Origin of the sequence: Pseudomonas sp. PS1(2021) (genome assembly GCF_020405165.1) — a bacterium.
GTDB lineage: Bacteria > Pseudomonadota > Gammaproteobacteria > Pseudomonadales > Pseudomonadaceae > Pseudomonas > Pseudomonas aeruginosa.
Window position 1 is genome coordinate 969,882 of record NZ_CP084484.1, and the last position, 25,791, is coordinate 995,672.

Annotated in this window: 25 protein-coding genes; 5 read left to right on the top strand and 20 right to left on the bottom strand. The window is 63.9% G+C overall.

The features are described from left to right. Positions 1-59: 59 nt before the first annotated feature. The 12 genes from LE197_RS04700 to LE197_RS04755 form a co-directional block, all read right to left on the bottom strand. The gene (locus LE197_RS04700) at positions 60-554 is read right to left on the bottom strand and encodes a JAB domain-containing protein (protein WP_009876611.1); all 495 of its coding nucleotides are present in this window, start codon (positions 552-554) and stop codon (positions 60-62) included. 184 nt (positions 555-738) lie between these two features. Beyond that, positions 739-1,503, bottom strand: a complete 765-nt coding sequence (locus LE197_RS04705) for a DsbA family protein (protein ID WP_011871455.1) — start codon at positions 1,501-1,503, stop codon at positions 739-741. A 13-nt stretch (positions 1,504-1,516) separates the two neighbouring features. After that, complete coding sequence (locus tag LE197_RS04710; RefSeq protein ID WP_009876609.1) at positions 1,517-4,399, bottom strand: conjugative transfer ATPase; 2,883 nt, start codon at positions 4,397-4,399, stop codon at positions 1,517-1,519. Further along, positions 4,399-4,839 (bottom strand): TIGR03751 family conjugal transfer lipoprotein, encoded by a 441-nt coding sequence (locus tag LE197_RS04715; protein WP_003158644.1) that lies wholly within the window; start codon positions 4,837-4,839, stop codon positions 4,399-4,401. The genes LE197_RS04710 and LE197_RS04715 overlap by 1 nt, the downstream gene beginning before the upstream one ends. Next, complete coding sequence (locus LE197_RS04720; RefSeq protein ID WP_011871453.1) at positions 4,820-6,250, bottom strand: TIGR03752 family integrating conjugative element protein; 1,431 nt, start codon at positions 6,248-6,250, stop codon at positions 4,820-4,822. Before LE197_RS04720 ends, LE197_RS04715 begins: the two co-directional genes overlap by 20 nt. Continuing rightward, entirely contained in the window at positions 6,240-7,157 is a 918-nt protein-coding gene (locus LE197_RS04725) for a TIGR03749 family integrating conjugative element protein (protein WP_009876606.1), read from the bottom strand. The genes LE197_RS04720 and LE197_RS04725 overlap by 11 nt, the downstream gene beginning before the upstream one ends. Next, complete coding sequence (locus LE197_RS04730) at positions 7,154-7,843, bottom strand: PFL_4703 family integrating conjugative element protein (protein WP_009876605.1); 690 nt, start codon at positions 7,841-7,843, stop codon at positions 7,154-7,156. The genes LE197_RS04725 and LE197_RS04730 overlap by 4 nt, the downstream gene beginning before the upstream one ends. Continuing rightward, positions 7,840-8,250, bottom strand: coding sequence for a TIGR03750 family conjugal transfer protein (locus tag LE197_RS04735; protein ID WP_003158639.1), 411 nt, complete (start codon positions 8,248-8,250; stop codon positions 7,840-7,842). Before LE197_RS04735 ends, LE197_RS04730 begins: the two co-directional genes overlap by 4 nt. Positions 8,251-8,262: 12 nt before the next feature. Next, the gene (locus LE197_RS04740; RefSeq protein WP_009876604.1) at positions 8,263-8,622 is read right to left on the bottom strand and encodes a TIGR03745 family integrating conjugative element membrane protein; all 360 of its coding nucleotides are present in this window, start codon (positions 8,620-8,622) and stop codon (positions 8,263-8,265) included. A gap of 16 nt (positions 8,623-8,638) precedes the next feature. Further along, positions 8,639-8,872: a TIGR03758 family integrating conjugative element protein gene (locus tag LE197_RS04745; RefSeq protein ID WP_009876603.1), complete on the bottom strand. Its 234-nt coding sequence runs from the start codon at positions 8,870-8,872 to the stop codon at positions 8,639-8,641. After that, positions 8,869-9,249 (bottom strand): RAQPRD family integrative conjugative element protein, encoded by a 381-nt coding sequence (locus LE197_RS04750; RefSeq protein WP_009876602.1) that lies wholly within the window; start codon positions 9,247-9,249, stop codon positions 8,869-8,871. Before LE197_RS04750 ends, LE197_RS04745 begins: the two co-directional genes overlap by 4 nt. A 136-nt stretch (positions 9,250-9,385) precedes the next feature. Then, positions 9,386-10,288, bottom strand: coding sequence for a bacteriophage abortive infection AbiH family protein (locus tag LE197_RS04755; protein WP_017514686.1), 903 nt, complete (start codon positions 10,286-10,288; stop codon positions 9,386-9,388). Positions 10,289-10,392: 104 nt separating this feature from the next. Between LE197_RS04755 and LE197_RS04760 the strand changes: the two genes are divergently transcribed. The 3 genes from LE197_RS04760 (at position 10,393) to LE197_RS04770 (ending at position 14,996) form a co-directional block, all read left to right on the top strand. Continuing rightward, positions 10,393-11,067: a hypothetical protein gene (locus LE197_RS04760; protein WP_011871451.1), complete on the top strand. Its 675-nt coding sequence runs from the start codon at positions 10,393-10,395 to the stop codon at positions 11,065-11,067. A gap of 151 nt (positions 11,068-11,218) precedes the next feature. Further along, positions 11,219-12,271 (top strand): DUF3800 domain-containing protein, encoded by a 1,053-nt coding sequence (locus LE197_RS04765; RefSeq protein ID WP_011871450.1) that lies wholly within the window; start codon positions 11,219-11,221, stop codon positions 12,269-12,271. Positions 12,272-12,371: 100 nt separating this feature from the next. Beyond that, a complete protein-coding gene (locus LE197_RS04770; protein ID WP_011871449.1) occupies positions 12,372-14,996 on the top strand; it encodes an ATP-binding protein in 2,625 nt (874 codons plus the stop codon). A gap of 29 nt (positions 14,997-15,025) precedes the next feature. Here LE197_RS04770 and LE197_RS04775 read toward each other — a convergent pair whose 3' ends face one another. The 7 genes from LE197_RS04775 to LE197_RS04805 are packed head-to-tail and all read right to left on the bottom strand — an operon-like array spanning position 15,026 to position 21,066. Further along, positions 15,026-15,775 (bottom strand): TIGR03747 family integrating conjugative element membrane protein, encoded by a 750-nt coding sequence (locus LE197_RS04775; RefSeq protein WP_009876598.1) that lies wholly within the window; start codon positions 15,773-15,775, stop codon positions 15,026-15,028. Beyond that, positions 15,772-17,958 carry a type IV conjugative transfer system coupling protein TraD gene (gene traD, locus LE197_RS04780; protein WP_011871448.1) on the bottom strand — a complete coding sequence of 729 codons (2,187 nt, stop codon included), beginning with the start codon at positions 17,956-17,958 and terminating at the stop codon, positions 15,772-15,774. The genes LE197_RS04775 and traD overlap by 4 nt, the downstream gene beginning before the upstream one ends. 4 nt (positions 17,959-17,962) lie before the next feature. After that, the gene (locus LE197_RS04785) at positions 17,963-18,511 is read right to left on the bottom strand and encodes an integrating conjugative element protein (protein ID WP_009876596.1); all 549 of its coding nucleotides are present in this window, start codon (positions 18,509-18,511) and stop codon (positions 17,963-17,965) included. Further along, positions 18,508-19,098, bottom strand: coding sequence for a transglycosylase SLT domain-containing protein (locus LE197_RS04790; RefSeq protein WP_009876595.1), 591 nt, complete (start codon positions 19,096-19,098; stop codon positions 18,508-18,510). The genes LE197_RS04785 and LE197_RS04790 overlap by 4 nt, the downstream gene beginning before the upstream one ends. Further along, on the bottom strand, positions 19,080-19,805 hold the full coding sequence (locus LE197_RS04795; RefSeq protein WP_009876594.1) for a TIGR03759 family integrating conjugative element protein: 726 nt from the start codon (positions 19,803-19,805) through the stop codon (positions 19,080-19,082). The genes LE197_RS04790 and LE197_RS04795 overlap by 19 nt, the downstream gene beginning before the upstream one ends. Positions 19,806-19,819: 14 nt before the next feature. Beyond that, on the bottom strand, positions 19,820-20,470 hold the full coding sequence (locus tag LE197_RS04800; RefSeq protein ID WP_009876593.1) for a hypothetical protein: 651 nt from the start codon (positions 20,468-20,470) through the stop codon (positions 19,820-19,822). Then, complete coding sequence (locus LE197_RS04805) at positions 20,467-21,066, bottom strand: PilL N-terminal domain-containing protein (RefSeq protein ID WP_020924956.1); 600 nt, start codon at positions 21,064-21,066, stop codon at positions 20,467-20,469. The genes LE197_RS04800 and LE197_RS04805 overlap by 4 nt, the downstream gene beginning before the upstream one ends. A 243-nt stretch (positions 21,067-21,309) precedes the next feature. Between LE197_RS04805 and LE197_RS04810 the strand changes: the two genes are divergently transcribed. Both LE197_RS04810 and LE197_RS04815 read left to right on the top strand, forming a co-directional pair. Further along, a complete protein-coding gene (locus LE197_RS04810; RefSeq protein ID WP_134315833.1) occupies positions 21,310-23,073 on the top strand; it encodes an ATP-dependent nuclease in 1,764 nt (587 codons plus the stop codon). Then, entirely contained in the window at positions 23,060-24,874 is a 1,815-nt protein-coding gene (locus LE197_RS04815; RefSeq protein WP_020924957.1) for an ATP-dependent helicase, read from the top strand. Before LE197_RS04810 ends, LE197_RS04815 begins: the two co-directional genes overlap by 14 nt. A gap of 66 nt (positions 24,875-24,940) precedes the next feature. Here LE197_RS04815 and LE197_RS04820 read toward each other — a convergent pair whose 3' ends face one another. After that, positions 24,941-25,720, bottom strand: coding sequence for a competence protein CoiA (locus LE197_RS04820; protein WP_017514159.1), 780 nt, complete (start codon positions 25,718-25,720; stop codon positions 24,941-24,943). Positions 25,721-25,791: the final 71 nt, after the last annotated feature.

Genomic DNA, 25,791 nt, shown 5'->3' on the forward strand with positions numbered 1-25,791 from the left:
GCTTCGGGGCAAGGAAGAAACGGAGGCCGAAGCCCCCGTTGTGATCAATGAACGATGCGCTACAGCAAGCTGTGCTCCGCGAAGGAGTACGGAATCCCCTGGCCAACGATGATGTGATCCAGTACCCGAACATCGATCAGCGCCAGCGCTGCCTGCAGTTGCTGGGTCAGCGCACGATCGGCGCTCGACGGCTCAGTGACACCCGAGGGGTGCTGGTGCGCGAAGACCACTGCGGCGGCTTTCAGCTCCAATACACGCTGCACGACGACACGGGGATAGACCGCAGTCGAATTGATCGTGCCCCTGAACATCGGCTCGTAGGCCAACACTTGGTGCATGCTGTCCAGGAAAACGATTGCGAATACCTCGTTGGGCTCAGCGACCAGTTTTAGACGCAGGTAGTCCCGCACGGCGGCCGGTCGGCTGAGGCACGGTCCGACTTTGAAGATCCGTCTCTCCAGCAGCGCGATAGCCTGCTGGATGATCCAGTCCTCACGCTGGGCTGCGACAGCGGAAAGCGACTCCACGCAGGAGTCATTGACGACGAGAGACATGGCGAACCTCCGGATGATGAGATCAGAGGGCGCACGCCCTGGGAGGGCAAGCCCTCCTGGGGATGAGAACAACGGAACAAGGTGCATCCACCACCACGCAGAGGTGATTGTTCGCGGCCAGGATGCGGAGCGAACGGGGAGCGGTCAGCGCAGAAGACTGCGCCGTAGCCTCAAGGACCGCGGGCTACCTGGGCATGTCGCCGACAACGTCGGCAGGCATTTCGGTGGCGGGTGTGGCGGGTGGTTCATCAGCGGACAGCATGTCCATGGCCGACAGCAAGGCATCGCCTTCGATCGGTCCCTGCAGCAGGATGGACTGACCCGTCTGGCGATCGAGCAGGCGCAGCGACGGCGTGGCCGTCACGCCGCTTTTCGTGGCTTCCGCGGCCTGGGCGCGGATGGCCGCGTCGACCCGCTCGCTTGCCATGCACTGCTCGACGGCCGGCGTCGATTCGGGGTAGCGCAGGCCATCGGGCAGTCCCAGGCCGTCGCTGCGCGTGTGGGCATAGACCCACTCGACGGCTCGCCAGAAGGCAGCATGCCCGCCGGCTTCGGCGACGCACTCGACCAGACGCGCCTCGGCCAACGCGGCCGGCTCGTGCGCAGCCAGCGGCTGGTGATGCCATTGCAGGGTCACGTCGGCGTTGCTGCCGACCCAGCGCTTGAGCTGCGGGAAGTACTCCCGGCAGAACGGACATTCCAGATCGGCATAGAGCGTCAGTGTGAAACGGCCCTCGGGGTTGCCCATTTTCCAGGGCGGCCCGGCCATCTGCGCCGTGCTAGCCGGCGTGGGCGACTGCGATGAGGATTCGCCGGGCGACCGGGACACGAGCCAGATCAGCAGCAGCGCGACCAGCGCAGCAGTCAAGGCCCAAGGCCAGCGGGGCCGCCTGTGGCGACGGCGGAACGCCTGGACTTGTATCGGAATGGAAGGACGCTTCTGCTCCATGGTGTTCTCCGGCTTACGACAGTTCCAAGGCCGGCGACTCGATGCCGCGTGCCTGGTCGATCTTCTCGGCGACCTTGAAAGCTGCTTCCAGCTCGGTGCAGCCGTATTGCTGCATGAGCTGGTAGCGCTCTGCCTTCTCTTCGGGTTCGGTTTGCGCGAGCGCGAGGTACAGGCTCGGCGGCACGGCGCGGAACAGCACTTCCATGCTCTTGGAGAGGATGACGCCCTCGGTGAATTTCCCCGCCTCTTTGCGCGCCGAAAGCATCAGCGCTTTCTGCGCGGGCGAGAGTTCGCGGAACCGGGCGATCTTCTCTACCTCGTCCGGCGGCATCGACAGGCAGATCCACCACTCGATCATGTTGAGCATGGGTTCCGCGGCGCGCGGCAGATCGTCGATATTCTGCGTCGCGAGCCAAAACCAGGCACCCAACTTGCGCCACATCTTCGTGATCTTCACGACGTAGGGCGCGAGCAGCGGGTTCTTGGTGATGATGTGCCCTTCATCGGTCACGTTGATGATCGGGCGGCCCAGGTACTGGTCGCGCTCGGCGATGTTGTTCACCGTGCTGATCAGGCTGATGTAGGCGATGGAAAGCTGCGCGTTGTAGCCTTCGCGGGCATAGGTCGCCAGATCGACCAGGGTGATGTCGGCCTCGGGCCACGGCGTGCCGTCGCGGTCGAACATTTCGCCATCGGTGCCTTGACAGAACATGTCCATGGCATCTGCCATCTCCAGCAGCCGCACGCGCCGCATCTCTGGCAGCGTTGGGTCCTGGCCGCGCTCGCGCAGCGCGTTGCGCACGTCGCGCGTGAGCACCGTGCGCTTCTCGGCCACGCAATGCTCGGCGGCGTCGAGGATGCACTGGCGGATGAGCGAGCGATCGGCCCGCGTCATCCGGGCCTCTTCTTTATCCTCGCCGCCGGTGATCATCAGCCGTGCGGTGATTTCCAACTCGCCGAGTACGTCGCGCTGCTCGTCCGCTTCCATGGCCGATGCATCGGGTGGCATGTCCTCGTCCAGCACATCGGCATCCAGCGTCTGCACGTCGCTCGGCGTTTCGATCAGCCGACGCGCGTCGGCGAACGGCGCCAGGCTGATGCCCGAGCCAGGGGCCAGCTTGACCCGGTTCACAGTCAGGCCCAGGCGCTTGGCGAAATCGCTGAACAAGCCGAAGCTGTTGCCGGCTTCCACGATGAAGAGGCGCGGCCGGTAGATGGCCGTGACCTGGTTCAAGAGGTTGTTGAGCGTTGCGCTTTTGCCGGAGCCGGTGGGGCCGAACAGGAACAGGTGCGCGTTCATCTGCCGATCCAGGCGGTTGAGCGGGTCAAAGGTGATCGGCCCGCCGCCTCGATTGAAGAACGTATTACCCGGATGGCCCGTGCCCTGGCTGCGGCCCCAGGCCGGTGAGAGGTTCGCCACGTGCTGGGCGAACATCAGTTGGGTGAACCAGTTCCGTCGATCCTGGCTCGGGTTGTAGCAGCACGGCAGCCAGCGCAGATAACTGTTCAAAGGCGCGACTTCATCGTCCTCGCGCACGGGCTGCAAACCGGCGTTAAGCATCACGTTCGCCAGATCAAGGCCGCGCCGGTCCAGTTCGGCTTCATCCCGGCCGCGCAAATAGAACGCCAGTGTTCCCCGGTACAGCTTGTGCGCGCTGCCGATCAGCGAGCGGGCCTCCTGCACATCCTTGAGCGTCTGTTCCGATGCCAGTGTTTCGCCGACTGCCTTCTTCGCCAGGTGGTTCAGGTGCGATTCGAGGATGTCCTGGGGGGTCGCCACCATGGTCAGACACATCGTCGTGTCCTCGGGCATCTGATCGAACAGCGTATTGATCGCATCGCCTTTGCGAGTTTCGCCAGTCAAATGCCCCGTGCCGGGCGGCATGCGCAGCCGGTCAGTGACCAGCACACGATGCGGCATGCCGTCGAAGTGCCAGGTGCCGTGCTCCGCGTCCGAACGTGGCTGGCTGAAGAAAAGCCGCTGGCTGAAATCCCGTCCGCTCGCCAGCTCGATCTCACCGTCTTCTGTCTCGTCGGGGTAGCGTGCCAGCGCATAGAAGCGTTCGCGGTCCTCGACCCCAGGGCCGAGCAGCGTGGGACGCGGGTTAAACCACCGCAGTAGCCAGTCATGGACGTCGGCCGCGACCATGCGCCGGGCCTGGATGCCGGCGTTCGCCAGCCCGCCACACAGGCGATCACAGACGATGTTCAGCATCTGCTCGGGCGTCTGGCCGCGGCGGCTCGCCTGCCCGGTGGCCCGGCGATAGACGACCATGCGCACGCGCCGCGTCTGGCCGCGCCAACGCAGCCGCGTGACCACCGTGTCCTCGAACAGCCCGCCCGGCTTCGCTACCGCGCGCAGGTGGTGTCCGAAGAAGCGAAGGTAGAACTCGGTGAAAGCCGTATTGCGGGCGCGCGGCTGCACGTAGTCGCGCAGGGTCTGCATGTACTGGTCGAAGCTGGGTTCGTCCTGGGCGTAGAGCTGGAGTACCCAGGGGTTCTCGTCCAGTTCATCGAACGAGTCCTGGAGCGCGTTCTCCAAGGCGTCGCGGGCATGCGCGAGCCAGCCGGGTTCCCGGCCCTCGGTGCCCAGCGGCACCAGCTCGTAGAATGCCGCGACCGATTGCCCGTCTTCCAGCAGCATGGACTTCGAATCGGGCAGGAACTCCACCCAGGGCAGGAATTCCGCGAACGACGGCGCGACGTCGTACAGCGCCTGCTCGTCGGCCACGGTCGCCGGCCTGCGGCCATGGACCGCCGTGCCGGGTTCTGGGATGCCGGCCTGGCGCAAGGCCTCGACGTGGCGTTGCCAGCCCTCCGGCCGCTCGTCATCGCCTGCGCCGGATGCGGCCAGCTTCGGCGCGGCCGACTTGTGCCAGGGGAGTTTCCAGCGCATCAGTAGTCCTCCACGCGCTCGCCCGGCATGGCGTACTGCACGCGCTGGTACAAGGGAAAAACCGTCGTATAGCCCGGCACGGGCACCGGGTCCGTGCCTGCCAGGTGCGGGTACACGTACATCACCAGGTCGGGATTCGGCAGGCGCTGGAACTGGCGATAGACCTCGTTGCGCGCTGTGCGCGTGTAGCGCATCTGCTCGGCGGGCGCGGCCTGTACATCCATCTCGGTCAGCGGCCGGCGCAGGCTCTGGCGCGCGTCGAGCAATTGCCTGCGTGCCACCTGGCCGGCGCCACCGCCGCCGTCACCGGCGTTCTGCTGCCAGATGTCCATCATCGTGCTGTCGCCGTGGGGCAGCAGCTTTTCCTTGCTGGTGGCGCAGCCGCCGAGCACCGCGACGGCAAGGGCCAGCGCCAGGCCCTTATTCAAGTTCGAGAGCATGGCTTTCTCCTGCACGGTGATCGACCTTGCGACCTTCGGGATCGAAATCGATGGCGAGCGGCTTTTCGAGGTGGACGGCGACCTTTGCGCCGGGTTGGACATAGACGGCGGCGAAGGCCTGGCCGTACAACTTGTTCACCCAATCGGCCATGTCGCGCACGCCACCGGCCAGGATGCGACCTACGGCCTCGTTGCTGGAAATGCCGACGCTGCCGATGGAACCGTCTGCGCCCACGTAGGACATCTGACCGCTGTCGCTGTCGATGAGCGAGGCCACGCCAGCACCCGCCGCGGTGATCAGCGCCTGCGAACCGAGGTACTGCTGGGCGTTGCTGCGCCGCTCTCCGCTGACGCAGGGAATGCCATAGGGATCGCTGATCCAGCCCAGGCCCCCACTTTGAGAGTTCTGCTGCTGGTTGTTCTGCTGGTTGCCGTCGCGGTCTTCGGGAATCGTCCGAATGGTCCCGTCATGGAACACAAAGGTGATGCTGCGCACCTGGCCGCGCACGCAAGAGAGCGTCCAGTCGCCCGAGGCCGTGCCGGAAAACACGGCGCCCGCCACGTCGGGAATGTCGATACCGTTTGCCGTGAGATTGTCGGGACCGACCAGGACTTTGAACGGATACGGATCGTTGACCGTACCGTCGATCGGCACGCGGCCGATCAGCGCCGTCATTGCCACCGATCCCATCAGCGTCGAGTTGGTCGGCACCGTATAGACCGGCTTGGCGCTCTTGACGCCTGCGGCGCGGGCGCCCGCGTTCGCCACGGTTTGTGCCGTGGTTTCCAGCGTGCTCTGCGCGGGGCCGAAGCTCGTCGGAAAGCTCATGCCGCCACCCGTGCCGCGACTGCCGTTACGCCCATCAGCGGGCTTCGCGTCGTCCGGCTCGACCCAGCGCACGCCGCCTTCCATGCCTGCCTCGTCGCCGTTACGCAGCCCCAGGCCCACGGGTAGATCGGCGTGGCCGCCGCCGCGCCCGCCGATGCCTTCCAGGCGCCGCTGCAGGTCGGCGAGCAGTCCCTCGGTCTGCTGGCGTTCGCTGGCTGCCTGCTGCTGGTCGCGGCGCAGGTTGGAGCGCTCGGTCTCCAGCGCCGAATTGATGCGCTGGTCGATCGAGTTCTCGCGTTGGCGCAGGCGCTGGTTCTCTTCGCGCTGGGACTTGTTGTCGGACAGCGCCGTCTGCAGTTCGGTGCGCAACTGCTTCACTTGCGCCACGAGCGTCGCCACGGTATCGCGGGGGGTATCGCCCTCGATGCCCAGCGCCTTCATCTCCTCCGGCGTGAGCTTGGCGCCGGCATCCGCAGCGGGCGGCGCCGACGAGCCTCCACCCGAAAACAGCCGGATGGCGACGAACAGCACCAGCAGGGCCACGGGGATCATTAACCACTTCAGGAGTCCGTTACTGCGCATGGCGGGCCTCCTTGTCGTCGGTGGCCTCGGCTTCGGGCTGCGGCAGATGCACGGCTGGGTCGAAGCGGTTGATCGCCGGCAGCAGCGATTGCGCGAGGCCGTGCCCCCGCGTCACCAAGTACAGGACGGTCGTGTCCTCTGGCGTCCCGCGCGGGCCGAGTGCTTCGTGCTGGAAGGTGGCGGTGAGGAAATCGCCCTGCAACACGCGCGGGTCCAGGGTGATCCAGCCGCCGCTGCTATTGGTGAGGCGCACGGCTGTGACCCACTGGTCTTCCAGACGCCACGAGGCGAGCGCAACTGCGCGCACCGGCAGCGTCGGCACCAGCGTGCCGAGGTCGAGATCGCGGCGCAGGTTCACCCGCATGACGCCCGGCAGCGGCTCCACGGTGCGCAGCGGTGCGTAGAGGTTCTGCGCGGCGAAGCGCGTCAGCACGACCGGAACCGGGGTTTCACGCCGCGCTGCCCGCGCGCCTGCCTGGTCCTGGGCGCGCGCCGGGGCGTCGTCTGCTCCGTCGGCTTGATCGCCATAGCGCGTCGGGGCGCTGTCGCCCTCGACGATGCGCACCGGCTCCAACTCGGCTTCGCCGTCCTTGGCCGGCTCGGCCGCGATATCGAGCAGAATCAGCGCGCCCGTGTCGGCATCCTGCAATTGCAGCCGTGTGGGCTCGATCGGCTCGCTCGCGCGCAGGTACACCGCGCCGCCCGCACTCTGCACCCGCAAGCGCTCGCCGACGCCCGCGGGCACGCCCACGCGGACGTTCCGGTTGATAAACACGACGCGCTCCTGCCCGACACGCAGGGGCACGGCCAGGGGCATGCGTTCCCAGCGAAGGATCTCCACGGCCTGGGCAAAAGGAGCCGAGGCGACGGCCAGCAGCCCCAGCAGTGCGAGTACAAGGTGCTTCATGGGGTTTCTCCTTGAGGCGCTTGCGGAGACAGGCCGCCAGGTGCCGGGCGCGACGGCTCCGGTGTGCTGATGCGCTGGGGCGCACCCTCGTAGCAGTCGAGCGCCAGGCCAAACGGATTGCGAGCGGGATCGATGTCCACCCGCGTGACTTTCACGGGGTAGCGCACCAAAGCCCGCTTGACTTGTTCCGCCCCGTAGTACTCGTCTGCGGTGATGTCCAGCGTCACCACCCAGTCGCGGTCGGACACCACGCGCACGCGCGCCGTGGGGTCGTCACCGTAGCCGCGACCGGGGATTTCGTAGATGCCGCGCACGCGCTGACGCAGCTCGCCCGTGGAGCGGCGATAGTCGTAGTCCGCCCGCAGGAAGGCCTGGCAGGATGGGGTGAGGTACGGCGAGAGCGTGTGGAGATTACGCGCATAGTCCTCTTCGCCATTCGTCGGCCAGCGGTTGAGGGTCTGAAACACGTAGAACGTGAACGCATAGACCGATTCGGGCGGCACTTCCCACCACTTGCGGGTACTGCCGGAGCGCAGATCAGGCGGGACGTGGATGGTCAGGTCGCGCGGAGCGCTCCACCAGCCGCCGCCCATGACCAGGGCGACGATGACCAGCGCGCCAGCACCCAGGCGAAGCGTCTTGATGTGCGCCTGCAGATGGGTGATCTCGTTCTTGAAGCGGCTCATCGTGCCCCCCTTGCAGCAGACCTTCGGGTGGTCCAGAAGCCGGAGCGTGAGATCAGCACATGGCCGCCCACCCAGCCCGCCACCAGCGGATAGCGCGTGGCGATGCGCCACTGGAGTTGCCGATACAGCCAGGTGTCGGGACGCCCACGCTTGAGGCGACGCAGGATGCCGCCCCCGATGAACACGCCGAAGGCCACGCCCAGCACGACGAACGTGGGCGCGAGCGCGATCGTGCGGAACACCCAGGACAGCGGCGCACCGACCAGCAGGCCGGCGGCGCCGGACAGGCCGCAGCAGATCCACAGCTCGTCGGCGGTGAGGCCGCGCACGACAACGGGATGGCGGTTGAGCCGGTGCGGAAGGAACGTGACCGTCCCGTCAGCACGGACGTGCTGCTGCTCGGACATACCGGCCTCGCCTTACAGGATGCCGGTGGCTTCGGTGAGCAGCCAGATGCCGATCACGAGCAGCACCGCGCCGATGGCGACCGTGAGGCCGAATTGGCCCCAGGTTTTGCGACCAGTGTGGATTTCCGCGTAGGTGCCGTAGGCGTGGTAGCACACGCCAATGAACATCGACGCCACAACCAGCAGGGCCACGAGCATGATGATGTCGTAGCCGTAGTTCCTGATCGTTTCCATGATGCCGTTGCCCGTGCCGCGGGTCGGGTTCTCCAGTTGCGGCAACCCCTGCGCGAACGACAGCGCGGGCAGCGCGGCGGCGCCCAGAGCCACGGTGGCGCGCTGGACAAAACGGGAAGTGAGGATGCGGTTTTGCATGGTCAGGCCTTTCAGGTCAGGAGAGGAGGAAGAAACTCAGGACGAGGTACATCGCGACGAAGCGGATGCAGACGCCGAGGAACTGGCGCTGGTTGAGGTGGCTCTCGGACCACCCCACGTAGGCCGTTCGGATGGCCCAGACGCCCCAGACGAGCAGGACCGCGAACACGACGCCGACCAAGACGGTCGCCATCGCGGAAGGCGCGATGCCGCTGTTGGCTTGAAATGCCGAGACCTGGGCGCCGTTCATGGCTTGACCTCCGCGGTCGTCGGCGATGGCTCGACGGCCCGCTCAGTGCGGTAGTCGCCGGCCAGTTCGGAGGGGTCGCGCGGCTGGGCACGCGAAGGTGAGAGGTGGGCCTGGATACCGGCGCGCACGCGCGCTAGGTCAGCCAGCAGCCGCGGGTAATCGAAGTGGTAGCGCTCTCCCGGCTGGATGGGGGCATGCGCGGCGCTGTCGGCGACGGTGCGCTCCAGCGCGTCGAGCTGGCGCAGCGCCGCGACCAGTTCCTGGCGCTGCGTGGGGGGCTCGGCCAACGCCATCGGGGACTGGCCCAGCAGGAGGGCCGTCACGAGAAAAGTGGGCACGCCGCGATGCGCGGCGCGCAGCCAGATCGGAGCCAACATCGCGCCATTCCTGTGAAATCAGCAATGGCTTGATCGTGGAGATCAGGGCTGCTTTAGGCCACAAACAATAGGAACTGGGGCCGACCGGATTAGGTGCGCAGCGATCCGCAAATACAGGAGCGAACGACGCTTTGTTCTACAGTGCGTCCCAAGAAGATGGCTGTCCAGCACCCGGCCACAAACCCAGGGCGACGAGCCGTTGTTCCTTATCAGGCCACTCTTGTTTGCTGCGGCATGCGACTGTCCATCGCGCCGCGGCAACGCTGGGCTGCTGAAGGAGCGCCTGGAAGTAGATCGCATCCACGGGGGACAGAGAGTGGCCAAGCACGACGACCTTCTGGATGGCTCCCAACGCCTGAAAAAACGTCCTATGCTGGGCGATCAGTTCCTCGGAACGCTTGAAGGTGGCTGAGAAGTAGTCGTCGATGATGTCGTTGGCTTCAGCCACCCGGGTATCGATCTCCTCGATATCCGGACGGTCGTTGAGCGAGGGGCGGGATTGGGGATTCCAGGCGTGGCCCAAGACCAACTCATCGTCTGCCGCATCGGATCGGCCGTGGATGTGCAGAACACGTGCCAGATCGATGCCATAGAGAGTGTCCAACGTGCTCGTGTAGTTGAAGGTCAGGAACAGCGCCTGTGGATCCAGCGTCGCAAGCCGTCGCGGGGCGGTGTCGTGTGTCGGGATGGGCAAGTCTCGGATCCATTCGGCAAAGCGCGTCCGAAGCCCCTTGGACAGTCGCTCGACGACGTTCCCCACCTCGTACTGAAAGTCGTGGTGCCCTGAATCACTCCAGTCCTCGGCACCATAGGCCCCCATGAAGTGCCCCAAGTTGTCGACCAGCATATCGGCATCCAGTTCAGCCAGGGCTAATTCCAAGTCGCACCAGTCGTCTCCGGCTGGAAGGTAGTCCTCGACCTCGCGATGAATGTCCCGGTCTGTGGCCAGGACATACTCCTTGAACTGTCCGAGGCCCGATGGAATGCCGTGCCACAGGTCGAATCCATTGCCGACTACATAAAGCGTGGTGGGGTGCACGGTGTGCTCCTTAGGTCCCAAGAATCCGAAGTGTCTGGGCATTGAAGGTTATGGTCGATATAGTAATATCAAATAGCGTAAATAACCCATTTGAGGAGTCAGTCATGAGCGTCGTTGCAGACCGTCTCGGCGTGTCGACCCTTGTGGGTACGCCCAAAGAGATTCAGGCTCAACTCGCTCGGTCGCAGGCTGACCACGTGCTGGTGGTGGCGTTCGACCACATCAAGCCCAGTGTTTTCGCGGCATTGGCGGAAAACTTCACCAACGTCGCTTCATCCATGTTCGAGGTGCTGCTTGAACGTCAGGACCGCGAATCGCTCGAACGGCTGGCAGAAATGCTCGTGCCGCGCAATCCGCTGTCGCCCCGGCTGCTCAAGGAAGCGAGCCTGCTGGTGCAGGCGCGTAAGGCGGTGTTGGAAAGTGGAGACTGGTTGACCGCCGCGAACATCGCACAACTCGCGGAACTGAGCACCCGGAACCCGAGCGCTCAGCCCAATAAGTGGAAGAAGCAACGCCAAATCTTCGCTATCAACCACGGTGGCATCGATTACTTTCCGGACTACGGGCTGGATCGTGACGCTGGTTTCCGTCCACTGAAATCGCTGGCCAAAGTGATTGAAACCTTCGAAGGACACAAAGACGGCTGGGGCATGGCTTATTGGTTCCGCTCCGAAAACAGCTTCCTGGGTGGAAATCGTCCCCAGGATCTACTCGCTTCGGCACCGGACCGTGTCATTGCGGCCGCTGTGGATGAAATTCTTGAAATGACCCATGACTAAGCGATGCGCCAATCTGCCCGCCGATGGCGAGCCACCTAGTGAACCATCCTCGGCCGCGTCTGAGCCTTCGCACAACGACGTCGGTGCCTACGATGCCGTGCTCGAATTGGCCGACAGGATCGGAGTGTCCATTGTCCAGGGGAAGAGTTGAATGGAATGCTTCCGGATCGATGAAAGTGGTTATACCGGCTTTGACCTGATGAACCCTGAGCAGCGGTTCCAAGGAGCGACGGCCATCGCCATTGAGGATGACGAGGCCGGGCGCCTGATCCGGGAGCACTTTCCCAAGCTTCAGGCGGACGAACTCAAGTACCGGGCGTTGGCTCGGCGCCCAGCCAATCACCCCCGTCTGATGGCGCTGCAGCGCGACTTGCTAACCGACCACAAGTGCGTGACCTACGTCTGCGACAAGCGCTACCTGTTGCTGCTGATGTTCCTGGACTACGCGGTCGAGCCGTTCTACTACGAGCGCGGCATGGACTTCTACGAAGACGGGCAGAACTACTCGCTTGCGTCGCTGCTGTATACGGTTGGACCGACGCTCCTCGGCAAAGGCGCGCTCGACCGGCTGTTGGTCAGCTTCCAGCGCGCGGTGAAGGAAAAGAGCTCGGAGGCGCTTGGGAACCTGATCGATGCGGCGTGCGCATCGCGCTGGTGGGAACTGCCGGAAGCGCTTGGCCCGCTTGCGCAGTTCGCTGCCCCTGAATGCCTGAAGGCGATCGTCACGCCGGGCGTCAACACCGATGCTGCTTTCGTGGTGCTGCAGTCCCTGGTCAGTCGGATGGAAATCATGGCTGACGGCCCGTATCGGGTCGAGCACGATCAGTCCAAGAACCTGCTCACTTATCACGACCTGCTGCAGCGGTACATCCGCCATGAGAAACCGATCACGTTTCGTCAATCGGAGATCGCCAGCATCACCTTTCCGCTCAAGCTTCAGTCCGTGACTCAGATCGATTCAAAGCACAGTCCTGCAGTGCAAGTGGCGGACGTGATGATCGGCGCGGCCATCGAAGCGGCGAATACGCTTACCGGACAACGCGCCGGGGTACTGGATGCCGAGAAGGTCATGGCGCTGTACGCCGATCATCAACTGATCCATATGCTGCCCTCGATCGACTTCGAGGAGCAAAAGCGTTTCCGTCAGGGATCCCAAGCGGGGCAGGTCATCGACTATTTTGCTGAGAACTTCCACAAACCGTAATAGCGAATGGAAGCATGACCCGCCTGTGCCTACTGCGCTGGCGACCGATCAACATCATCAAGGACGCCATCGAAGCGTCTTCCTGTGTAGAGGGGGCTGCATGGCAAGCATTCATTCGGAGTACCACCGCTTCTTGGCGCACTTGGCGCAACGCCAGGTGCATGACGACGTGTGCCGGCTCGCGCATCTGGTGCTTGATCACCTGCAACCTCTGGCTGAAGTTGGTGCAGCGCGCCGTGGACGCTCCACCCGCATGGCGCCACTGGCCGTCGCCCATTTGGCGCAGATGCCGGTCGCGTACCAGGGAGATGGCCACGGACCCGAAGTCGGGCCGGCGCTGGGGCGCCTGCGCCAGCTTGAGGTGGGACCGTTTCGCGGATTCATGCGGCAAGAGACATTCGACCTCAGCCACGACATCACTTTGGTCTATGGCGCCAACGGTACCGGCAAGAGCAGCTTCTGCGAGGCGCTGGAAGTGGCGATGCTCGGCTCCATCAGCGAGGCCCAAGTCAAGCGGGTCGACCAACGGACATACTGCAACAATGCCCGGTTGCGTCGCCATGTCGCGCCCGTCCTGTCTTCCGGAGCACCAGACCAGGCCCAGGCTGTGCAGCCCAACGAAGCGGAGTACCGCTTCTGCTTCATCGAAAAGAACCGCCTCGATGACTTCGCCCGCATCGCGGCGCGTACTCCGGGCGATCAGCGGCAGCTCATCGCTACCTTGTTTGGCGTGGATCAGTTCAGCGACTTCGTGCGCGGCTTCAATCCCGCGCTCGACCAAGACCTGATGCTCGTCGGCGCCCAGGCTACTCAACTCGCGCAGCGGCGCTTGCAGTTGGCGAACTCTGAACAGACGATCGCTGCTTATCCGCAAAAGATCGCGGCGGTGGAGAACTCCGAGCAAGCGCTGGCGCAACGAATGTCGCCCGGCGCGACGTACCAGGCTTGCGTTGACTGGCTGCTCGGCACACCGGAGCAGCAAGGGCGGCTGCCGTACGTCCAGGCGCAACTGGTTGCCGTCCCACCTGCCGTTCATGAGGTGAGCCAAGCGCGGCTGCAGACGCTGCTGGATGAGGCTTATCACCTTCAAGGCCTGTGGCAGGCGGCCACCGGACAGCTTTCGGCGCGTGCTGGGGAAGTGTCGTACGCTAAGCTCTACGAGGCTGTGCTGGCCTTGACTGACGGGGCGACCACCTGTCCCGCATGCGGAACCGGATTGGCTGCTGTCGCACAGGATCCTTTCGCCAAGGCCCGCACGGGCCTGGAGCAGCTCGCGCAGTTGGCCACCCTCCAGCAGCAGGAAGCCGGCCTACGGACGCAGTTGAGCGAGGCGGTGCGGGCGCTGTGGGACGAGATGCGTCGGGTAGTCGCGGTTGGCGCAAACGCTTGTCCTGCACAGTTGCAGGCAGCAGGCCTGCCTCCATTGCCGCCTACCTCGACAGGCGCCTGGCTTGGCGCATGGGTCGATGGCGACCGGCGTGCCTGGAACGCTCTGCTGCAGGTCACGGAAATCATCGAGCGCGCCGACGCGCAAGCCCGCGAAGCGCATGCCCTGCGCGGGGCGCTGGCCCGGGAGCGGGACGCACTGGACCAGCACCGGCTGGAGATCGAACGGCTGCGGACCATACGCATGACAGCCGACCAAGAAATGGCCGCTGCCCGCCAGACCGTGGCCCAATTTGACGAGGCGAACCGTGAGTTGATCGAGTCGGTCGCAACCGAAGTGCCGGTAGTCGCGCACCACCTGCGGGTCAAGGCCGCCTACGACGGCTTCTTGCCCGAAATCCAAGCCTACTTGGCCGCATTGCCGGGCGTGCTGCTCCAGGGCCTCGGAGAACAGGCACGCAATCTGTACAACGCATTCAATCGTGCTGATCCGCCTGGCGACCTCTTGCACGCGTTGTGGCTGCCTGTCGCCGAAAACGGCAAGATCGAAGTAGAGTTCACCGGTGAGCCTGGCGTGCGCTATGACGCGCTGGTGGTCTTCAGCGAAGGGCATATCAAGTGCCTGGGTCTGGCGATTCTGCTGGCGAAGAACATCGCGCAGGGGTGCCCCGTGGTCATTTTCGATGACGTCGTCAACGCGATCGACGATGACCATCGTGACGGAATCTGGCGTACCTTCTTCGAGGATGGCTTGCTCGTCGGCAAGCAGGTCATCCTCACCTCACACGCCGAGGAGTTTCTGCACCGGATCCAGCAGGAATTGGGCGCCCGGCGGGCCGGGTCCATCAAGCGCTACAAGTTCCTCCCGCACCAGGGCGAGCATGAGCTGCGCGTTGACAGCGATCCACCGACGAAGAACTACGTCCTGTTGGCCCAGCAGGCGTTGGCAGCCGATGAGAAGCGTGAGGCGCTGCGCCAGGCGCGGCCCGCGCTGGAGAGTCTGACTGACCGTCTCTGGACTTGGCTGGGCCGGCGAGCAGATGGGCGCATCGAACTCAAGCTAGGCGGGCCACGCTCCCCCTGGGAATTGAACAACAAATGCGCAAAGTTGAGATCAGCCGTCGATCGCATCTCCGCGCAGCATGCTGGCGCGCCAGACGTCGTTGTCGCTTTGACCCGGCTGCTTGGTGTTGGTGCAGGAAGCATTGAATGGGGGTGTCTCAACAGCGGTGTCCACGATTCCCAGCGAGACCACGAGTTCGACCGCTCCTTAGTGAGAGTCATTGTCGAATCGATTACGGCGTTGGACGCTGCGTTAGATGTTCTGCAGAACCGATGAGCACTACAGCCACGCGGGACAGCATTCGCCTAAAGGTATTTCTTGAAGCTGCCCGCGGTCAGGCTCACGGCCAGCCCCAGCAAGGCGGCGCTCGGCAGCAGAATCAGCAGTGGATGCACCGAGATCGGCAAGGCCAGGTACGTGACCCAGGGCAGAACGGCCAGCGGCATCAGGCTTGCTTTCGCGCGGTGGTAGATGAAGCCCGATTCGCGGCCCGCGCCGAACCGGCGCACGTCCCTCCGCACTAGGCCGTCGATCAGGCCGACGAATGCCGCGGTGAGGATCAGCGGCAACGTGAGCACCAGGACCAGCAGGCGCACAAGGAAGGTCAGCGTCGTGAAGGCTGCGGCGATCAGGTAGCTCTCGGTCCAGACATAGGCCTGGCTGATGTAGTAGCGAAAGTTGCGTGTCTGCCCGTGGCTGGGTGCACGGGCGCGCTCGGCGGTCTGGCTCATGCGCTCCAGCAAGCCCGAGCGCACGAACACCCATTCGTATCCGGTATCCACCAGCTCGTGCGCCGTGCGCCCCGGTTCCTGCACGACCACGCTGCGCGTGAAGTGGTTGGACAGGTGCCCCAACTCGTACTGCAACATCTGCTGGGAGTGTCGCCAGCCCTCGTCCTTCCAGAACAGGTGCATTCCGACGCACTCCACGACAATGGAGAACAGCAGCGAGCCGATCAGCACCCCCAGCAGCCGGAACGGCAAGGTGATGGTGCCGACGATCAGGCCTTGGCGCTGGTTCTGCTCCCGCTGCGCGGTCGAGGCGGCATCCTTCATGGCGAGGCCTCATTGCCGGCGCTGTCGTCGGTGGCCACCGGGCCAGGTTCGGCCGCAGCGGCATCATCCAACAGGTCGTCGGGCAAGGCCCCGTCCTGCAACGCCGGGGAACTGGTGAACTCCCACCACTGCGTGGCCTCGCTGTAGCTCTGGCGCATGTAGCCCGCCAGTTGTTGCAGATCCTGCGGCATGACCTCATCGGGGTCCGGTGCCGGCAGCGGCATGCGAACCTTCCAAAGCTGGCCGCCCTGCAACAATGCGAAACATTGGCCCTTGGGTAAGGCGACGACGTGCGACGGCTCGATCATCGGCACGCTGGACATGCTGATGCGGTCCTGCGTGTTGCTGGTGAAGTCCGTCGCGCCGCGGATGTCCGAGCTGTCGGTCGCGCCGGAGACGATGGTGGTCGTATAGACCTCGACCTTCGGCAATTGCCGGGTCAGCAGTTCGGCGGTGGCCGTCTCCCTGACCCTCAGCATGAACAGATTGTTGAAATTGCCAATCACTTGACCCGCTTTGGCGCGGTTCCCGATACGGGCCTCGATGTCCGAAAGCGTCTGCGTGTACGCGGTGACCTGCAGACCGGCGCCGCCGCCTTTGTTGATCAGCGGCACGAACTCGTCACCCATCAGTTCATTGAATTCATCCGCGTGGACGTTGATCGGCACGCGCGTGCCAGCCGATGCGCCCGGCAGGCCGTCATCGATCCCGTGCTTGTAGATATGGCCTGCCACCGAAACGAGATCGCTGAACATCGAGTTGCCGACCGCTGCGGCGACCTCGGCATCGGATAGCGCGTCCAGGCCCACATAGACGACTGCGCGCTTTCGGATGACCTGCATCCAATCGAAGATCGGGCGGGGGTCGGCCAGGTCGGAATAGTTCGGCGCCAGAAGCTGGGAAATCTTCCCGCTGGTGAGCTTCTCCAGCAGCGGCAGCAAAGACGCGACGATCTTGTCGAAATACGTCTTGTCGTAGCGAACCGCCGAGCGCAGGCCGTCGAGCACCGGGTCGTAGTTACGGGCCTGGGATAGGTACTGCTCCAGCGCCACCACGCGCTTCTCGCGCCCAATCATGTTGCGCGGGATGTTCTTCTCGTTGAGCTTGGCCTCGATCTGGACGATCACCTCCCAGGCTTTGGGCTCGGTCTTGGCGAAGTAGTGCTGGGCGTACTCGATGAACAGCGCGTCGATGTTGATGACGTGCCGCTGGATCAGCATGTAGTCCGGGCGCTGCCCCAGTTCCACCAAGGCGCGGGCAATGATGTTGACGAAGCGCCACGCGAATTCCCTGAAGGCTGCGCTGTTGCCTTCGCCGGAGAGCTGCCCCGCGATGCGGGTGGCGACTTCCGAGATGCGACCGAATCGGCCTACGGCGTTGTAGCGTGCCGAAATGTCCGGCCACCCCAAATGGAAGACATAGAACTCGCCTTCGCGGCCCGCGCGCTTGGCCTCGACATACATCCGCTTCAGGAGATCGGCATCTCCTTTGGGGTCGATGACGATCACGACCTCGTGTTCGCCCGCGGCGTTCCTCCGGCGGATGTCTTGAGTGACGAAGAGTTCGGCCAAACGTGTTTTGCCCACCCTTGTCGTTCCCAAAACCAAGGAGTGGCCCACGCGCTCACCCAGCGGCAGGCTGACGTCCACCTCGTCGGGTTCGATGCCGTGCAGGCGCGGCAGGCCGCCCACTGGCGGCAGCGGCCGCACCGGATTGAAAGGCACGTCCCAGCCGGTGAGTTTCGATAGCCGGGACAGCGGGAACGGCGCGAACTCCAGCCGTTCCTCCAGGCGCCGGGCCAGCCGATAGGCCGGCGTCGGCTCGACGTAGCGCCGAAACTCTGGCCGGTACGTCTGCATGAGCCTATGGGTGTGTTTCTGCTCCCACAGAAAGCCGCGTCCCACAAACAGACGTTGCTGGCTGACCGGCACGTCCTTGCTGGTCATCACGTAGCGCGGCAGGCGACGGATGTTGCGCCGGTAGCACAGGATGACGCGGGCATCGCGGTAGCGGATCGCGCCATAGGCTCCGAACGCCAGCGCGCTGCCGACACCCATGGCGGGGCTCAGCGCGAGCGACCACGGGGCCACCAGGGACAGAAACGCGGCGCCTGCACACGCCGCGACGGTATATAGCTCCACCGCTGGGCGAAGCAGAACCTCGACCGGCTGTTTCCCCGACATGGCTTCATTGCTCGATGCCGGTGGCCGTGACTAGCGCCGGGTAGTGCCGCAGGCCCAAGCGCTCGGCCAAGTCGTCGCCGGACACGGGCGCAAGCGGCACGCCGGACGCCAGTGCGCGCAGCCGCGCCAGGCCTTGCACGGTCTCGACGTTGACCACCAGACCGACCGCGCCGCGCTCGCGCAATGAGGCTGCATGGCGGCGCAACCAGGCCTGGGAAGCCTCGTCGTCGCCCACGACCACGAAGGGACGCAGGCCCGGGGCCTCGATCACCCGCCGCGCGACGGTGCCGGGCGTGAGCTTGGCGCTGCGCACCGGCAACATCGCGGCCTCATCCGCCGGCGTGGCCGGGATCTGAGTCGCAGGGATGGGCGATCGGGCCGGAGTGTTGGCGCGCGGCTGGAGGCTCAGGGCTTCGTAGTACGGCAGCGCCGACGTGCCGCCACGGTCTTCGACCAAGATCAGCGGCTCGCCGGCACGCGAGGCCAGCGGCAGACCCGCCAGCAGCACGAGCAGGCCTTTCGCCGCGAGATGGGCCAGATGGGATTTCGTCATGGGGTGGTCTCCTGGCGCGCGGCGAGGACCGCGGCGGTTGGGCGCGTGCCCTGCACGCGGGCGAGGTGGCGGGAAACGCTCCGCCGGTAGCGGGCTGCGGGCTCGCCCCCCGCGGGGCGGTGGTAGCGGCCGATCGCCAGCAGCCAGTTCTCCCCCGGGATGTGCTGCTCCTTCAGGATCTCGGAGGCGATGGCGAGGTTGCGGTACGGATCGAGCAAGTCGCACGGGCTGGTGAAGCGGTGCTTGTGGTAGCCGAGGTTGATCTGACCCAGGCCCGCGTCGATGCGCGTGTGCGGCGTGGAGCGCATCGCCTGCTGCAAACCGGCGCAGGCGTCGGCGCGGGTCGCATAGCGGCGCGATTGGCCGGCGACGTTGAGGGACCACGGCCACGGGACGATGCGTCCGTTCCGCCGGATGCCGCTCTCCTGCAAGGCCACGGCGTAGAGCACCGTGGAGGGAATGCCCGCACGTTGGGCGGCAAGCTGATAGGCCGGAGGCGGAACCTCCTGGGCATGGACGGCGCAGGCGTACAGGCCAGCAGCGATCACCAGTACGCGAAACCGCGCCGTCAGGGCTGGCGCTGCCATTGGCCGTTCACCTCGCGCACGACCGCGGGCAGATCGCCGGGCAGACCCAGCGACAGCCAGCGGCCGCCGTCGTGGTTGAGCGTGATGGTGCCGCTGCGCACCCGTGTCGGGTCGATCTGTGCGCGCTTGGCCCAGTCGCGGATGCGCGCGTCGTCCTGGCGGCTGCCGACCATGTACAGGTCGAACTCGGTACCTGAGGATTGCAGGCGTTGCACGAGCTGTCCGCAGGCCGCGCAGCCGTCCTTGACGAACACCGCCGTGCGGCCGCCGCCGCGCACTGCGCCGCCGCTGGGTTTGTCGTCAGGCAGGTTCACCCGTTGCATGCCGGGGTTCAGGCGCTGCCAGGCTTCGTCGTAGGCACGTTGATAGGCAAGCAGCTTCTCGACGCGGCGCGCTTCGATTTGCACCTGCAGTTCTGCGTAGCGCCGCCGTTCCTCGTCGGTGCGGGCCTCGATGCCCAGGGCGGACAGAGGGTCCAGGTTAGGCGAATAGATGCCCAGCGGCCCGTCCATCAGCTCGCGGTATAGCGCCCATTCCTGCGGTTGGAGGCCCCAGTCGCCTGCTACCTGGTCGTCCGGGGTTCGGGCGACCAGCGGACGCTCCTGGTTCTGCGCATTGCGGGCCGGGGCGGTGACCGGCTGCTGCGCCCAGGCGGGCAATTGGGCGGATGCCAGCAGGAGCGCGGAAAGGATGATCGACGGATTCATGTGGTGTGCTCCGGTCAGGGAATCGCCACGCGACGGGTCTGGTTGCCGGCCTGGAACACGGCGGTGTTGCCCTCAATCGCCTGTAAGTGCCACGGGCCGAGCGCATCACCTGGCAGCAGCACCTGAAGCTGGTCAGGCGTGAAGTCCGCACTGCTCGGCGCAACGGACACGCTGCGCTGGCCAGCGCGCAATTCGGCGCCGACGACGCGGAACGGCAGCGGCGGCGGTTCGGGCTTGGCGGCGGCCTTGCCCGATGCGCGCGGCTGGGCGGGTGCTGCGGCGCGCGGAACGGGCGCAGCGGTCTGGCGCGCCTTGATCTGCTCGACCTCCGCGCGCAGCGCCTGAAGGTCGTCGGCAGCGGCATAGCCGCTCAGCGTTTTCTCAACCTGGGCAGCGCGTGCTTCCAAGACTTGGCGGGTGTCTTTGAGGTCTGCCGCCGTTGCGACGGCCGAACGCTGCTGGATGGCCTCGATCGACTCGACCAGGCCCGCCGCCCGGGCTTCCAGGCGTTGCAGGCGGGAATCCAGCCGTTCCTGGTCGGCCTGGTCGTTCATGGTCTGGTAGCCCAAGGCTACGAAGACGCTGAGGCCGATCAGCCAGAGCCACAGAAGGCTCTGCACCATCACGACGGCGGCCGGGCGCCGGGCAGACTGTGGGGCGCTCATGGCTGGCCTCCCGAAACCGAAGGCTCCAGCGGGAACGTCTGCACCGCCTCGGCGGCGGGTGGCTCGGATGCGGGTTCGATGACCGCGCTGTCGGCGGGCCGTTCGAAGCAAATCTGCCGTGCGCGATCATCCGCGTGCAGTTCCCAGGCCGGGCCAGCCAGTGTGAGCAGCGCATCGCGCAAGGTCATGGGGCCGAGGTGCAGGTGCGCCGCCGGCAGCGGCAGCGCGTACAGCTCGATTACCGCGTGCGCCGTCTGGCACAGGCTGTAACCGCTGCGCTTGAGCACATGCCGCAGCCCATCGCCGACGGTGGCGCGGGCATCTTCGGGCATGGACACGTCGATGGTCTGCAACAGCAGGTCGCGTTGCGCCGCTCTGGGTGCCAGCTCGACCAGCGTGTAGCGACCGTAGCGCACGACGGGGATGTACTCGGGCGCCTCGGGTTCGGGCGTGGCCAACACTTCCTCGATGGCATCAGGTGCGGGCGGCGCAGTCGTCGTAGCGCAGCCGCCAGCCAGCACCGACCAGAGCAGGCCGAGGACTCCTGCCAGCAGGCGGCGTTCGGGATGGTGAAACCAAGGTGGAGAGGGGCACATAAGCTCGGCGTCCTGAAACAACGAGCCCTCACCATCGCCGCTAAGGCCCGGGGCAGCAGCAAACAATGCGAACCACGCTGCGTCCGATTTGCCGGCAGCGGTCTAGTCGAACAAAAGCGGCCTTGAGGGCGCCGAAACGGAAAAGCTCAGTCGCGGTCGGCGGATGGAGGCCGGCCGCTTGACTGCTACTATTTGTTAAAACACCAGTGGACGGGGGCGTAAATGAGGGTTTCTCGGGTCAGGTTGATCAATTTCGCCAATTTCTCGGATGTTGATGTCGAGACGGGGGAAAGTATCGTCATCGTGGGAGAGAACAAGGTTGGCAAGAGCAATTTCATTCGCGGCCTGCAGTTGATCCTTGATCCGGGCTTGTCTGAACGCGATCGACAACTGGGGCTTGAACATTTCTGGGACGGACTTGGCGAAGACAAGGTTGGTGCGACCATTGAGGTCTCTGTGGATCTAACGGACTTCACAAACGATCCCCGGCTGATGGCTCACCTCAACGATTGCGTGATTGATCCTGGCCCACCCATGGTGGCCCGACTCACCTACCGCTTCCAGCCTAAGGCGGGCCTGGGGCGCGCCCCGGAATCGTTGAAGGACTATGAGTATGTGATCTTCGGTGGCAACGATCCCGAAATGCGTATCGGCGGCGCACTTCGCCGGATGTTGCCAATAGATGTTCAGGTAGCCCTGCGTGACGCTGAGAAGGACCTTGCGAGCTGGCGCAATTCGCCATTGAGGCCACTCATTGAGGATCTTGCCGCGTCGTTGGATGATGACGCCCGTGAGGAGATTCAGAATCAGGTCGACCAAGCACAGCGAGAGCTGGCTGGACACGAGGAAGTGGTAGCGACAGCAGAACGGATCAGCGAACGGCTGATCGCAATCGCCGGGGGGCAACATGCTGTCCCGGTATCGCTCGGACTTGCACCTACACGAGTGGATGCATTGCTGCGTAGCCTTCGGCTGCTTATCGACAACGGTGTTCGCGGTGTCGGCGATGCCAGCCTAGGAACGGCGAATCTGATCTTCCTGGCCTTGAAGAGCCTCGAACTCGACCGTCTCGTCTCCGAGGGGGAGCGCGACCACACATTCTTCGTCGTCGAGGAGCCCGAAGCGCACCTGCATCCGCATGTCCAGCGTCTTGTCTATCGCTACTTTCTCGGCACAAGAGCGGAAGATGAGGACGAAGCCCCTCCACTGACGACAATTCTCACTACTCACTCGCCGCATATCGCAAGCGTTACACCGATTAGGTCCATCGTTCTCCTGCGTCATAACGCAACGGACGGGAAAACCGTCGCGGTTTCGACCGCGAACACACCTTTCACACAGAGGGATGAAGACGACCTCCAGCGCTACATCGACGTCACTCGCGGAGAAATATTATTTTCCCGGGGAGTGATTCTGGTTGAAGGGGACGCCGAGCGCTTCATCATTCCCGCGTTCGCCGACGCCCTCGGGATTCCTTTCGACATACTTGGAATCACTGTGTGCTCGGTCGGGGGGACGAACTTCACTCCTTATGTGAAGCTTTTGGGCCCTAAAGGGCTAAATATTCCACATGTAATTTTGACAGATCGCGACCCGGTCAATGGCAAACCTCCACTAGCCCACAGGCGATTAATTAATCTCTTAAACGAGGTCGATGACGAATATGGTTACGATGACCTGGATATAGATGAGGTGCTCAAATACGCCGCAGAGTTTGGATACTTCGTCAACGAGAGCACGCTGGAATCCGACCTATTTGCCGCCGGAATGACCGAGGCGATGAAGTCGGTAATCGAGCAGGAGTTGCCGCTGAGGCAAGTCACCCGGGACGCATTGCAAGAGTGGGTGGATGATCCGGATCAGGTCGATGAAGACCGGCTGCTGAAGTTGATTGAACGGATTGGCAAGGGGAGATTTGCACAGGCACTTGCGCCGTCGGTGTCTGAGGACGTTTGCCCGGCCTACATTCGCTCTGCGCTGGAGCATATCCGCGATGCCGTCGCGTAACGTCGGTACAGCCTACCTGGCGCAGGCTGCCGAGTTGGCTGGAAATCCAGGGCAGTTGGCAGCTTACAACTCTCAAGGACATTGTGTGGTACTCGCTGGTCCCGGGAGCGGTAAGACCAAGACACTCGTCCTAAAGCTCGCCCGCATCCTGGCCGAAGACGTCGAGGCCCCTCGTGGCGTTGCGTGCATCACTTATAGCCAGGAGTGCGCTCGCGAACTCGCTCGCCGAATTGAAAACTTGGGACTTCAGCAGGCACCTAATCTTTTCATTGGTACGGTCCATGGGTTCTGTCTGCGTCATCTCTTGATGCCGTATGGACGCCTGGCCGGCCTGCCCATATCTTTCCCACTTTCGGTAGCCACTCAACGAGTCAGTGATCGGTTGTTGAAGCAAACTGGAGATGCGCTTTTCGGCCAGAACCATCCGTACAAAGTTATTGACCTCGGGCGGCATCGCCGTTCCGTGCTCAATCGAAATAGCGTCGCTTGGCGTAGCGAGGAGGAACTCGCTGCCTGGGCCGAGGCCTACGAGGCCGCTCTGCGCGACGAGGGGCTGATTGACTACGATGACATGGTTGTCTTCGGCCAGCGTTTGATCGCCGAGCACGACTGGGTACTACCTCTGGTTCAGGCAAAATTCCCCGTGCTCGCGGTGGATGAGTACCAGGATTTAGGCGTGGCACTGCATCGCATCGTCAAACGCCTTGCCTTCGACGGGGGTGTCCGACTTTTCGCTGTCGGGGATGCGGATCAGTCGATATATGGATTTACGGGAGCTGATGGCGCGTTGCTCATGGAATTGGCGGCTCGCAGAGACATTGAGCCTGTCCAGCTTCAATTAAATTACCGTTCTGGTGCAGGGATCGTGACTGCGTCAGAGATGGCGCTTGGAGAAGCCCGAGGCTATCAAGCGAGCGATCCTGCGCGACAAACGACCATCGAATTTGTCCTGCGCCCGGGTGGTATGGCGGACCAGGCTGCGCACGCCGTCGCGCAGATCATTCCGGCGGCCTTAGCCTCCAAGCCGGGACGAACACTGGGCGATATCGCGATCCTATACAAAGACTATCGCGCAGGCGATATCGTGGCTGAAGCTGTGGCAACCGGTGGTCTCGATCACATCCGTGTGGATACCGCAGCACCTTACCGCAAGGTTGCCCTAACAAGTTGGGTAGAAGATTGTGCGGCGTGGTGCGCGGGTGGCTGGCGTGTTGGACGCCCACAATTGCGTGGACTACTCGACCGCTATCGCGCATTTCATCGGGCGAGCTTGGACGATTCACAGGCCAAGCGCGAAGAGCAAGAGCTAACCGCCTTGCTATGGGAGCTGCGTGCTGACCAGCAACCTGCGCGAGAATTTGTTGCTTCGCTGCGCAACGGTGTAGTGGATCATCTGCTGGCGGCTGAATTGGCGCTCGCTGATCAGAAGGAGCAACTGGATCGCATGACGGCAGCGCTCGCTGAAGGCGGTGCACTGGCTTCGCTAGACATCACGAGTTTGGGCGGTCGGGACGGTTCGCCCGATCACCTGAATCTGCTGACACTGCATTCCGCAAAGGGCTGTGAGTACGACGTCGTCATCATGGTTGGACTCGACCTCGGAAATCTGCCGTGGCGCAATGAAACTCCAGAGAAGTTGCGCGAAAGTCGCCGGCTCTTCTATGTGGGACTCACACGTGCTCGCGACGAGGTCCACATGCTGTATTCGGGCTTCGTTGATGGCCGCTATGGCCCTATGCGCTTTGGGCGCTCGCCATTCCTTGATGAGCTGGAGGCGCGAATGCGTGCCGCTGGCATTTGAGTGTGAACCCGGGAATCTGGAGTGTCGGTGCTGCGTCGGCGCATGTCGAGCAACACCACAGTCGAGCTACATCTTTGCAGCCAAGCGATTGGCTGCGAAACGCTCGCGCGCGAGTCTGGCGGCGTTATTCATCGAGTCTAGGTTATCGATACACCATAGACCGTTGATGCAAAGAAAGCGCTCACTAAGCACTGCTTCAAGTATGTTTGGAAGGGTTGCGTTGAAGAATCCGGCACCCTTGACCGTTGGGGCCGGATCTAGCTCAAGCATCGCGACCGGCAGGTCAGAAAGGCACGGGCCGAAGTGGCCGGCCGAAGGGAACTTGCCCCCAAACTCGGTGCGCAGACGCTCCTTTCCCATGCTCTTGGTGAGAGTGCTATATCGCTCCTGCCGCAGCAACCAAAGAGACTTGATGCCCGCCTCGCGGTACCGCTCTTGGCGTTTACGGTAGTCACGGAGCGACTGATACGATCTTTGGATCTCGACAGCCAACCTAACCCCATTGCGCTCACCCCAGACATCAGCCTGCCAGCGACCTGCATCACCCGAACCCGGCATTTCAACCGAGGCACGGAATCCAAGATCTTCAAGCACGCTGCGCACAAGTATCTTGGCCGCCAGGTGCCATTGGCTTTCTTCGGAAGTACTGCACGCACCTCCTAGATGCGCGAAGAAGGGGTACCCATTAGCACTAACCTTGGGAATCGCTGGAGCGTTGCAGCAAGGCATCAGCAGATCACCGACGCAGTACGCCCGTTGCAACTCTTCCCACTGCGCCTGAGACATATGCAGTGCGTTGGCTGCACCAGTACCATCTGCATATGCTGCTTCGATCACCATAGCCATAGTGCCTCCTTGAATCTCGGTATTGTCTGATCAGTTTAGCCTTCCCCGCGCTGGGACCGGGGCGGTGATCG